At 44.5% G+C, this 12965-nt stretch carries 7 protein-coding genes; all 7 read left to right on the forward strand.

Translation table 11 applies throughout. The features are described from left to right. The first annotated feature begins 637 nt into the window (after positions 1-637). The 7 genes from ACS8FB_RS04565 (at position 638) to dut (ending at position 12937) form a co-directional block, all read left to right on the forward strand. On the forward strand, positions 638-2035 hold the full coding sequence (locus ACS8FB_RS04565) for an efflux RND transporter periplasmic adaptor subunit (protein WP_439261242.1): 1398 nt from the start codon (positions 638-640) through the stop codon (positions 2033-2035). Between the two features lie 35 nt (positions 2036-2070). Then, entirely contained in the window at positions 2071-5295 is a 3225-nt protein-coding gene (locus tag ACS8FB_RS04570) for an efflux RND transporter permease subunit (protein ID WP_439261244.1), read from the forward strand. Next, on the forward strand, positions 5292-7085 hold the full coding sequence (locus ACS8FB_RS04575) for an efflux transporter outer membrane subunit (protein WP_439261246.1): 1794 nt from the start codon (positions 5292-5294) through the stop codon (positions 7083-7085). The genes ACS8FB_RS04570 and ACS8FB_RS04575 overlap by 4 nt, the downstream gene beginning before the upstream one ends. A gap of 238 nt (positions 7086-7323) precedes the next feature. Further along, complete coding sequence (gene hemB / locus ACS8FB_RS04580) at positions 7324-8331, forward strand: porphobilinogen synthase (RefSeq protein WP_439261247.1); 1008 nt, start codon at positions 7324-7326, stop codon at positions 8329-8331. A 310-nt stretch (positions 8332-8641) separates the two neighbouring features. Beyond that, positions 8642-10675, forward strand: coding sequence for a UvrD-helicase domain-containing protein (locus ACS8FB_RS04585; RefSeq protein WP_439261249.1), 2034 nt, complete (start codon positions 8642-8644; stop codon positions 10673-10675). A gap of 238 nt (positions 10676-10913) precedes the next feature. Continuing rightward, the gene (locus ACS8FB_RS04590; protein ID WP_439261251.1) at positions 10914-12317 is read left to right on the forward strand and encodes a magnesium transporter; all 1404 of its coding nucleotides are present in this window, start codon (positions 10914-10916) and stop codon (positions 12315-12317) included. A gap of 155 nt (positions 12318-12472) precedes the next feature. Continuing rightward, entirely contained in the window at positions 12473-12937 is a 465-nt protein-coding gene (dut, locus tag ACS8FB_RS04595; protein WP_439261253.1) for a dUTP diphosphatase, read from the forward strand. Positions 12938-12965 lie beyond the last annotated feature (28 nt).

Below are 12965 nucleotides of genomic sequence, written 5' to 3' on the forward strand. Positions count from 1 at the left end.
CGATGCTCAATCAATAACCTTCTATGAATGCTTCATGTATCTTTTAAGGTTAAAAATCGTTTTATGTGTTGCTAAAACTACATTTTTACTGCCTACATCATATCTTTTAATCAAAATCTCATATATGTATGTGAAAATAACTTCTATAACAAAAAAGCAACACTACGTCACGCTATCAAGAATGCTGTGTTTTAGTAGGCATTATCTCTTGTGATGCTTGTCTCTTCAACGTTTGTACAGCTCATAAGAAGAAATATGACTTTCCTTTGCAAAAGATCTGTTTTTATTAGCTTGACTGTAGGGTATACCCTATAGTTTATAATACGGCACTAAATTTACTTACCAACTTTTATTGTTTGGTTGTTCTTTTTTATTGTTTGGTTGTTCTTAGTGCTAAAACCTCGCCTGCATGCTTTTATGACTTAATTTATAAGATACAAATCATGTATGACCACATAGAATATAAGTCGGTTCAGCTTTTTATGCGGTAAGGTTTACATTATACATTTACTCTATATTAGTCATTATGATGGCTCAAAGAAACAGTTACTAGTCGTAGCATCTACATTCGTGTGACGTTACGATGCACTATTAAAATTTTATCTATACCGTACCTATATTATTGACGAGGACATTGATGAAGCACTCTACTCTAGCGCTTGTAATAGCATCTGTACTATCTGGAGCTGTACTGGTTGGCTGTGACAAAAACGAGGACTCAGCAGATGCCGCCGCACAGCAGCAGATGCCGCCAGCCGTCGTCAACGTCCAGACTGTCACTTTCGACACCGTACCTCAAGTACAGACTTTTTCTGGACGTACCACAGCTTACCAAACCGCCGACGTCCGTCCACAGGTGAATGGTGTTATTGACGAAGTACTATTCCGTGAAGGCGGTAACGTCAAAAAAGGTCAACCGCTTTATCGTATAAACACTGACAACTATGCCTCTTCTGTCACTAGTGGACAAGCAGCGGTACAGCAAGCACAAGCCAACTATCAGACATCATTGGCCAACAATGCCAATGCCAAAGCTGAACTAGCAAGCCGTCAAGCATCACTTGCTCAGGCTCAAAACGACCTACAACGTCTACAAGGATTGGTCGATATAGATGCTATCTCTAAGCAGCAATATGAGCAAGCACAAACGCAAGTGCGTACAGCACAAGCTGCCGTACAAAGCGCCGCGGCAGCGGTTGGACAGACCCAAGCTGGTATTGAGAGCGCAAAAGCTGGCATTCAGACTGCAAAAGCAGGTCTAGAAGCCAGCACCTTAGATCTTAATCGCACCATTGTACGTGCGCCATTGACTGGTCGTACTGATCGCTCTAGCGTGACCGCTGGTACGTTGGTCAGTGCAGGACAACCCGATCCATTGGTAACTATCTCACGCTTAGATCCTATCTATGTCGACATCAGTCAGTCATCTTCTGAGCTATTAAAGCTACGTCAACAAATATCTGAAGGCAAAGTACAGCCAGGAATGAACTCAGTTGAGTTGGTACTAGAAGATGGGTCAGTCTATCCAGTACGTGGCAAGCTTGCACTATCTGAAGCAAAAGTTGATGAATCGACAGGTGCAGTTACTTTGCGAGCTATCTTCCCAAATAGCAATAATATCTTACTACCAGGTATGTATGTGACAGCACGTCTAACCCAAAGTGTCATTACTAATGCAGCACTGGTGCCACAAAGTGCGGTCATGCGTACGCCTAAAGGTGATACGCAAGTCTATATCGCTGATAAAGATAACAAAATCCAAGTACGTCCAGTCACTATCAATGGTACTTACGATGGACAATGGGTTGTCACTGACGGTTTAAAAGCGGGTGATAAAGTAGTTGTGATTGGCGGCTCGAAGGTCAAGCCTGAGCAGGAAGTAGTGGTCAAACCATTAGAGAGTGCCAATTCAGCCCCATCAGCTCAAGACACTGCTAACGCTCAAACCCCACAGCAGGCGGCAAAAACGATGGATGAAAAATCATCTGATAATAACACTGCTGATGAAGACTCAACAGAAGCCGCTGCTAACTAATTCCATTCAAAGATAGGAAGACTTAGGGATATACTATGTCACGTTTTTTTATTAATCGCCCTATTTTTGCATGGGTGCTGGCTATTTTGGTCATGCTCATCGGGGTGATATCGGTCATCAACCTACCGATTGAACAGTATCCACGTATTGCACCGCCAACTATATCGGTGAGTGCAAGCTATCCTGGTGCGAATGCGCAAACCGTTGAAGATTCAGTCGTACAGATCATTGAGCAACGCATGAAAGGGCTTGACGGCCTGATGTATATGTCGTCATCGAGCTCTTCAAATGGTGGTGCCTCTGTCACGCTGACGTTTGAAAACGGTACAGACCCTGATACCGCTCAGGTACAGGTACAAAACAAACTACAAGCGGCCATGAGCTCATTACCTGAATCGGTACAGCGTCAGGGCGTCAACGTTAACAAATCTTCTAGCAGCTTCTTAATGGTGCAGGGTTTTATCTCTGAAGATGGGGGTATGGATCGTTCGGATATCGCCGACTATATCAACTCAAACGTCGTTGACCAATTAAGCCGTGTCGAAGGGGTTGGTGAAGTACAGGTGTTTGGTTCTGCTTATGCTATGCGTATTTGGCTGGACCCTGCACGACTGCGTAGCTACAACATGGTGCCATCTGATGTGGTCAATGCAGTGCGAGCGCAAAACGCGCAAGTCTCTGCAGGTCAATTAGGTCAAGCACCTGCTGATACTGATCAACAGGTCATCAATGCAACTGTGACTGTACAGAGCTATCTGCAAACCCCCAAAGAATTTAAAGATATTTTGTTAAAAACCGATACTTCAGGCGCACAAGTGCGTTTGGGTGATGTCGCAGATGTTGAAATTGGTAGTGAAAACTATAGTGTTATCTCGCTATATAACGGTCAAGAAGCAGCTGGTTTAGGTATCTCATTAGCGGGTGGTGCTAATGCGTTAGAGACTCGCGAAGCTGTCAGCGCCCGTATGGCAGAGTTAGAGGCCAATTTTCCAGCAGGTCTCACCTCAGTTGTACCTTATGACACCACACCGTTTGTCCGTTTATCTATCGAGCAGGTCGTTCATACGCTTATCGAAGCGATTGTACTAGTATTCATCGTCATGTTTATTTTCTTACAGAACTGGCGTGCTACTATTATTCCTACCCTTGCCGTTCCTGTCGTTCTACTGGGTACCTTTGCAGTATTGTATGTCGCAGGCTTTAGTATTAACGTTCTCACAATGTTTGCAATGGTACTGTCCATTGGTCTTTTGGTCGATGATGCGATCGTCGTCGTGGAGAACGTTGAACGTATTCTGGAAGAAGATCCTGATATTTCTATTAAAGATGCCACCGTTCAATCTATGGGCGAAATCAGTAAGATTGTTATTGGTATTGCCATTATCTTGTCAGCAGTGTTTGTTCCTATGGCCTTCTTTGGCGGTTCAACAGGGGTAATTTATCGACAGTTCTCGATTACCTTAATTACTGCTATGGTATTTTCTGCCCTAGTTGCGCTTATCTTCACTCCAGCGCTATGCGTGACGCTACTAAAGCGTGGTAAAAGTCATGAAAAAGGCAATACTGAAGAGAAAAAAGGCTTTTTTGGTTGGTTTAACCGTGGTTTCTTTAAGCTTAGCCGCAAATATGAAACCTCAGTTGGTAAGAGCTTCCGTTTTAAATGGCTTTACCTAATAGGTTATGCCGCCATCATCGGTATCATGGCTGTTGTATTCTTACGCATTCCAGGCTCATTCTTACCAGAAGAAGACCAAGGTATTATGTTTACCTTGGTTCAGCTACCAGCTGGTTCGACACTGGATGAAACGCAAGATGTACTCGATAAAGTCAGTAACTATTATGATACCCAAGAGGGCGATAATATTGCCTCTGTCTTTACCATCGCAGGCTTTAGTTTTGCTGGTCAAGGACAGAATATGGGACTGGCCTTTGTGCGTTTATCAGACTGGGAGAACCGTTCTGGAGAAGAAAATACCGCACAAGCAGTCGCAGATCGCGCGATGGGGTACTTCTTCACTCAATTAAACGAAGCACAGGTATTTGCGATCGTACCGCCAGCGATTACCGAACTTGGTAATGCCAGTGGTTTTGATTTGATGATTCAAGATACTGGTAACCTTGGACACGAGGGCTTACTTGAAGCACGAAACATGCTGCTCGGTATGGCCGCACAGAACGATCAAGTCGCAGGTGTGCGTCCTAACGGTCAAGAAGATGCACCGCAGCTAAAAGTAAATATCAATCAAGAACAAGCAGCTGCCTATGGTTTATCAATGGGTAGTATCAACAGCGTTATCTCTACCGCTTGGGGCTCAAGCTACATCAATGACTTCGTCGACCGCGGTCGTATCAAACGCGTCTTTGTTCAAGGTGAGCCTAGCAGCCGTACCAACCCTGATGATATCGGTAAATGGTATGTGCGCAACGACATAGGTGATATGATTTCTTTCGATGCGTTCTCTAGCAGCGAATGGCAATCCGGCTCACCGCGTCTGACGCGCTACAACAGCTTGCCATCTATGAACATCCAAGGTAGCGCCGCGCCTGGTCTTAGTACCGGTGAAGCGATGAGCTCAATGGAAGCTATGATGGAAAAACTGCCTGACGGTGTCGGTTACGAATGGACGGGTATGTCACTTGAGGAGCAAAAGTCAGGTGCTCAAGCGCCAATGCTATATGCCCTTTCAATCTTAGTAGTATTCTTATGTTTGGCTGCTTTGTATGAAAGCTGGTCTATCCCCTTCTCTGTACTACTTGTCATTCCTCTTGGGGTATTAGGAGCGGTAATATTTACGTGGCTACGCGGCTTTAACAACGATATTTACTTACAAGTCGGCCTATTAACCGTGGTTGGTCTATCAGCCAAAAACGCCATCTTGATTATTGAGTTTGCCAAAGAACACCAAGAAGAAGGCTATAGTCTAAGAGAGGCCGTCATGACGGCAGCAAGACAACGTCTGCGTCCGATTATCATGACCTCGCTTGCCTTTGGGTTAGGGGTTGTGCCATTATTCATCGCTACAGGTCCTGGTTCTGGTAGCCAAAACGCCATTGGTACTAGTGTGGTTGGCGGGGTTATTACTGCGACATTCTTAGGTATCTTCTTTATTCCTATGTTCTATATTTGGGTGCGTAGTTTGTTCCCGTATAAATATAAGAATAATGGGCCAAATGACGGCGGCGATGATACACCTGATCTACAAAAACCTACTTCTTCTGAGGAATATCAGCCTGCAAGTCTTGGAGATAATACACAATGAGTGTTCAAAAAACCTTTACCTTAAGATCAGCGGCGTTAGTGAGCTTTGCACAACCGCTGCTGTCGCAAACATGCAAAAATAGCGCTCGTCTCTTAAGCCTAACCGCTTTAGCGGTCAGTATGGCAGCTTGTAATACCATTCCAAAAGCTGATACGCGCCCTGTACTCGCTGAGCCTAACATTCCTGTTGGGCAAAGCTATGGCGCGTTTGATCGTGAGACGGTTAGTAGTACTGAGCAGCCAAGCCTTGCCAGTCAGCGCTGGCAAAACTTTTATAGTGATGAGCGTTTAAAAGGACTCATTGCGTTAGGTCTTAACAACAATAAAGACTTTGAAAGTGCTCGTTTGGCCATCGAAAAAGCGCGTGCGCAGTACCGTATTACTGACATCAACGATCTACCAACGATTAATGGTCAGGCGGGTTATTCACGCTCTCGTCAAGGTAGTGAGTTTGGCAATCAAACCAGTGACAGTTACAATGTCGATTTGGGTTTGGCCAGTTATGAGTTGGACTTTTGGGGAAGAATTGATAGCTTAAAAGATCAAGCCTTACAAAACTTCTTAGCAACTGCGGCAGCCAAAGATGCTACCCAGATCAGCCTAGTAAGTAATATTGCTCAAAGCTATGCCAACCTAAGTTATAGTCTGGCTCAATTAAAATTGGCAGAAGCGACGGTAGAGAGCCGTGAGCGATCCTTGTTTATTGCTGATAAACGTTTTGAAGCAGGTATTGACCCCAAACTGCCTTCACTACAATCTTCTGCCGCACTTGAAAATGCCAAGCTTGCAGTTTTACGAGCACAAAGCAGCATTTTGACTTCACGTAACGCCCTACAGTTCTTAGTTGGTACTCCTATTCCAAGCGAGCTTATTCCATCGCCTGCGATCAGCAACATTACCACTCACGAAATATTTAGTGCAGGTCTGCCAAGCGAATTGCTACGTTATCGTCCAGATGTACTACAAGCAGAATACAACCTAAAAGCTGCTGGTGCTAATATAGCGGTAGCACGGGCCGCTTATTTTCCAACGATCAGTCTCGCTAGTAGCGTTGGTGTGCGTAGTGATGGTTTGAGCGACTTGTTCGATAATAGTGCTTTTGGTTGGTCTTTTGGGCCCAATATTAGCGTGCCTATATTTGACGCAGGGCGCTTAGATGCCAACTACGACGTGGCTAAAATCGAGCGCGAGCAGACACTGGCAAGCTACGAGAGATCTATTCAAACAGCTTTTCGTGAAGTGTCTGATGTGCTTGCCACACGTGCCACTTTAGGTGAGCAATTGGCGGCGCAGTATCGTTTACAAGATAATTTTGAACAAACCTATCAGATAGCGGATGCCCGCTTTAAAGCAGGTATTTCAAACTATCTAGATGTGCTTGATGCACAGCGTTCACTGTTCTCAACCCAACAAGGTATCTTGGATTTAGAGCTACAAAAAATCGTTAGCCAAATTGAGCTATACCAAGCGCTTGGTGGCGGTGCTAACCTAGATATACCGACGGCCATTCCTGTACCGCAATATACCAACTTGGCTCAAGTCGCTAACTTACCGGCCAATAGTGCAAAAGCAAAAGCGGCTTACGCTGTCAACGCTGCAGGGTCAGCACGCGTGGCATCTCCACAAGAAGCGCTAGAGATCAAACAAGCTAAGACGCCAGCGACCTCTACTTTTAAGCCTACCGCTATTGTCGATGTCGATAACGATGGTAAAAAAGAGGCCGCTGTTGGTATCGTGACGCAAGAAACCCCTACCGAGCAGGCTCCAGTAACGCAAATTATTGAGCCTTAAACAATTACAAGGTATCAAGCGAATAGCTACTCTACAATTAGCCCTACCGCCTTGGTGGGGCTTTTTGCTTTCACAGACTACTTTTGGTTATAGTAGTCTCATTATATTAAATAGCTTTTTATACAGACCAACTTTATAGATGATGACACGCTTGTGTGTAACTGATATAGATAAAGCCATATCAAATGAAAAAAGGCTGTTGCAACCATAATTACTGAAAAAATAATAAGGAACGATTATGTCTTATACCTTTAACCGCCAATACCCTGAAACTCGTCTACGCCGTCTACGTTACAATGATAATGTACGGGCAATGATTCGAGAAGTAGAGCTACATCCTAAGCATTTTATCGCGCCAGTATTTGTACTAGAAGGTAAAAACCAGCGTGAAACGATTGCGAGCATGCCGGGGGTTGAGCGCTTATCAGTCGACCTACTTATCAACTATGCAAAAGAATTACTAAGTGAGGGCGTCACGACTGTTGACATCTTCCCTGTCATCGATAACTCGTTAAAAACGCCTGATGGTAAAGCTGCATACGACGAAAATGGTCTTACTGCGCGCGCGGTCAAAGCGCTTAAAGATGCCGTACCCGAAATGGTGGTCATGACGGATGTGGCACTTGACCCTTATACCTCACATGGTCAAGACGGTTTACTCGATGACAGCGGTTATGTCATCAACGATGCAACCATCGAAGTGTTGGTCAAGCAAGCACTCGTCCACGCACGCGCTGGCGCTGATATCATCTCGCCAAGCGATATGATGGATGGCCGTATCAAAGCCATGCGTGATGCTTTTGAGTCCGAGGGTTTTGTGAATACGGCTATCATGGCCTACTCTGCCAAATATGCTTCTGCTTATTACGGGCCTTTCCGTGATGCAGTCGGTAGTGCAGGCAACTTAAAAGGCGGCCACAAAAAACAATACCAGATGGACTTTGGCAATCGCGCAGAAGCTTTGCATGAAGTGGCTATGGATATCAATGAAGGCGCCGATATGGTGATGATTAAACCCGGTCAGCCCTACCTTGATCTGATTCGCGAAGTTAAAAACACCTTTGGTGTACCGACCTTTGCCTATCAAGTCTCTGGCGAATACGCGATGCATATGGCAGCCATTCAAAACGGCTGGCTCAGTGACGCGGTAATATTAGAATCGCTCATTGGCTTTCGCCGTGCCGGTGCCGATGGAATCTTGACTTATTTTGCATTGGAAGCGGCTCGTCAGCTAAATAATGCGTAATCTGCTTATAATTTTTAAAATTTTTTCGCGTCTACAGCTTTATGTCTGTTGGCGCGATTTTATTACCATGATTGTCGTTTTTTATTATAAGCACGATATGACTATAATCTAAAGATACAAGGCTTTAGCTTCTTAATTATCTTCTGCCCAAAAGTGGCATTTTTACTTTATAATAACCCACCTAATTTTGATGGCGTGTTGACGCTATCCTCTGCATTTTATTACAGTTATTGTGCTCGATGTTTCATCACTTTTGCGATGACATATCAGCGCCTACCCTCTTTTTTGCTTTTGCCCTACAGGTTACGTTATGAGTCAACTCAATCCTAGACAACAAGAAGCCATGCTCTATGTATCAGGGCCGCTACTGGTATTGGCAGGCGCAGGCTCAGGCAAGACCTCGGTAATCACGCGCAAAATTGCCTACCTTATTGAAGAGTGCAACATGCCAGCTGAGCGTATCACGGCAGTGACCTTTACCAATAAAGCCGCTCGTGAGATGAAAGCGCGGGTAAGTAAACTGTTGCCTAGTGAAAAGACGCGCGGACTGACGGTCTCAACCTTTCACCAATTTGGCTTGCAGTTTTTGCGTTACGAGCTGATTCATACGCCTCTAAAGGGTAACTTCTCTATAATGGATAGCGATGATAGCAAACGCTTACTGATGGAGCTGATGATGCGCGACAACTTAAGCGGTGCTGAGAGTCGTGAACTGGTCGGAAAGGCTATCAAGATGATTTCAGATTGGAAGAACGATCTGATTGAGCCAGATAAAGCGATGGAGACCTTAGACGATCCAGAGGATATGATATTTGCTACCTTATATGCGCTATACGAGCGTAATTTGCGTGCTTACAATGCCGTTGATTTTGATGACTTAATCGTACTACCGACCAAGATACTGCGTGAAAACAGAGAGCTGCGTGATAAATGGCAAAACCGTATTCGCTATTTACTCGTCGATGAGTATCAAGATACCAATACTGCCCAGTATGAGATGATTAAATATCTGGTTGGACCACAAGGGCGCTTTACCGTCGTGGGTGATGATGACCAATCTATCTACGCATGGCGCGGTGCCAAACCTGAAAACATGGCGTTACTAAAAGAGGACTTTCCTAAGCTCAAAATCGTTATGCTCGAGCAAAACTATCGCTCAACCACGCGTATTTTGACCTCTGCCAACGCCGTCATTACCAACAACGAGCATTTATTTGAAAAAAAGCTATGGTCAGATAAAGGTCATGGTGAGAAGATTCGCATTCTCAATTGTCGCAACGATGACGATGAGTCTGAGCGCGTGGCAAAAGAGATTGTCACGCATAAACTACGCTTTGGTAATGAATGGGAGCAGTATGCTGTCCTGTATCGCAGTAACTTTCAGGCGCGAATGTTAGAAGCGCAGCTGCGTCAGCTGCAAGTGCCATATAAATTGTCTGGTGGTCAATCTTTCTTTGCACGTAGTGAAATCAAAGACATCATGGGCTACTTGCGTCTCATCTTAAACCCCGAAGACGACAGTGCCTTTTTGCGCATTATTAATACGCCCAAGCGCGGGATGGGACCTGCCACGCTTGAGAAGCTCGGTCTATTTGCGCAAGAGCATAGCATCTCCCTACTCGCTTCTTGTACCCATGCAGGTCTTAGCCATGTGCTACCGTCTAAAGCTTATGGCACGATAAAGGAGTTCGGTGAATTTATCGAGCATTATACTCGTGAACTGGATCAACATCCTGACCCTGTACCAATCGTGCGCCAAATGATTGATGAGACCGGCTATATTGACTTTGTCCGTAGCGACGCCAAAACCCCGCAACAAGAAAAAAATCGTATCGATAATATTGATATGCTGTATACCAGTATTCAGTCTTTGATTAACCGCGCTGAAGAAGATGAAGATCGAACGATTGATACCATTATTCGCAAATTAGTACTACTCGATATGCTCGAGCAGCAGCAAGAAGAAGAGAATACGAACAAAGTAAACTTGATGACCTTGCATGCCGCAAAAGGCTTGGAGTTTGATTTTGTCTATATCATGGGACTAGAAGAAGAGATGCTGCCGCACCGCAACTCTATCTTGAGTGAAACGATCGAAGAAGAGCGACGGTTAATGTACGTGGGAATCACCCGTGCGCGCCGTGAGCTGACACTGACACTTGCAACCCAGCGCCGCGCTGGTGGGCAGATGCGTGTGACTTCAGAATCAAGGTTTTTGGATGAGCTGCCTGAAGACCATATTGACTGGCCAGCCAAAGCGAAAAAGAAAAAAGCCACCAAAGATCCAGAAGCAGTCGCTGATGAGTATTTGGCTAATATCCGTGCGTTACTTGGTAATCGCTAAGGCCCGTTTTTATCGTAGGTTAATTGTTTTATTATAAGTAGATCGGTATAAAACCGATACAGTGGGACTGGGATGAATTTTACGCAGCCTCTGTCTGCACAGCCACAGCACTCCAGAAAAATTTATACCAGTTCCGCGTTGACATATAATGTGGCTGTTTTATTTAGAATCGACTATATTAATTTTTGCTTGATGGTTGTTTATTTTTCATCGTTTATTTTTGTTTTTTGGAATGCCTATGCCTGCCCCCACGCCAAGCTCAGAACAACCATTCAAACCGCAGTCAGAATATAATTTGATAGAGTATAACGCTGAACATAAGCTACTCCATCTGCAAGGACTGGTGGCTGACAATGCGTATGCAGCAATTACTGATTTTTTAACACAGCAGTCTGAATACGAAATTGCCAATTTATTAGAATCCTTTCCTAATCAAGACCGGCAGATTATCTGGGCACAGGTTCCTGAACACCTGAGGGGCGAAGTGCTTGCCGAGCTAGAAGTTGATACACGTCAGCCGCTGATGGAGAATATCTCCTCAAAAGAGATCTCTTTATTTACGCAAGATCTTGATGCCCAAGACATCTCAGAAATCTTAGAGACAGTTACCGACACCGTGCGTACTTCGGTAATGGCAACGTTAGACGAAGATATCCGTCTGCAAGTCAATAAACTTGATACCTATGCAGATTGGGAAGTTGGCAGTTATATGGACCCTGATATCATTCAGGTTCAAGATGATGTGAGCTTGGCACATGTACAAGAATGGCTACGAGAAAACGATGAGCTACTAGATGACCAAAGCCAAGAGCTGTTGGTCGTTGATCAAGGCCAGCAATTATTGGGTCTACTAAGTCTGGTTGATCTAATCAAGCATGATCAGAGCTCACTGGTCTCAAGCTTTACTGACAACGCTATTACTATCAATGACCGGTTAGACATCCAAGATGCTGCCGCTATTTTTCGTTCAGAAGACATTCGTTTTGCGCCTATTATTAATAGTCATGGCGAGCTGGTTGGACAATTAAACGGCGAAGACATCATGGAAATTATCCAAGATGATGTCGATAGCACAATGAAAAACTTAGCAGGTGTTAGTCAAGATGAGGAGTTATTTGCGCCTATCTTGACCAGTGCCAAAAGCCGCAGTGTCTGGCTAGGCATCAATTTATGTACTGCTCTATTGGCCGCTATCGTCATTGGTCAATTTGAGGCAGTGCTGGCAAAAGTAGTGGCATTAGCGATACTCATGCCAGTCGTGGCTAGTATGGGCGGTATCGCCGGCTCTCAGACGCTGACTGTCGTAATTCGAGGTATGGCCATGGGCCAAATTGGTGGTTCTAACCGTTGGTGGCTTTTTAATAAAGAGTTGTGGGTTGGTGCAATTAATGGACTTATTTGGGCATTTATCATGGCGATTATTGCACAAATGTGGTTTCATGATGGTAAGATTAGTGCAGTGATTGGTTTTGCTATTGCCATCAATATGACGGCTGCCAATGTATCTGGTATTAGTATTCCACTACTGCTCAAGCGCATGAACATTGACCCGGCGCTATCTGCCTCAGTTATTTTGACCACAGTGACCGATATCGTCGGCTTTATGTCCTTTTTAGGACTGGCAAGTGTATTACTATTATAGTGGTTACTTTTTGCAAGGTATGAGCAAAGATTTGAGTCCAAAACTACAACGTGACAAAGAGTAGTTGTTCTTTATAATCGCTATCTATTTACTAATGGCTATAGCCAGTTCGATATAAAATCGTTACGTAATCTAATTTTATAAGTGAGTGTGTTATGCAAGCTGTACAAGTCAAAGTTCTTAATTCCAAAATTGGTACGCATCCTGATTTTCCTATGCCGACCCGTGCCACAGATGGATCAGCAGGTATCGATTTGCGTGCCTGTCTTGATGAGCCTATGACAATTAAGGCAGGAGCAACGCATCTAGTAGGTACAGGCTTGGCAGTCTATATTCAAGACCCTAACTATGCCGGAATGATACTACCGCGCTCAGGACTCGGTCATAAGCATGGTATTGTACTTGGCAACTTAGTGGGTCTTATCGATGCCGACTATCAAGGGGAGCTGATGGTCAGTGTTTGGAATCGTAGTAGTGACGACTTTGTACTTAATCCTGCTGAGCGTATGGCACAGTACATTGTGGTACCCGTTGCCCGCCCAGAATTTGAAGTGGTAACAGATTTTAGCGATGAAAGTGTTCGCGGTGCAGGTGGCTTTGGACATTCAGGCCGTCATTAAATTTAAAACAACTGAGTTAAAACCTAGA

The organism is Psychrobacter sp. 1U1 (genome assembly GCF_051847535.1).
GTDB lineage: Bacteria > Pseudomonadota > Gammaproteobacteria > Pseudomonadales > Moraxellaceae > Psychrobacter > Psychrobacter saeujeotis.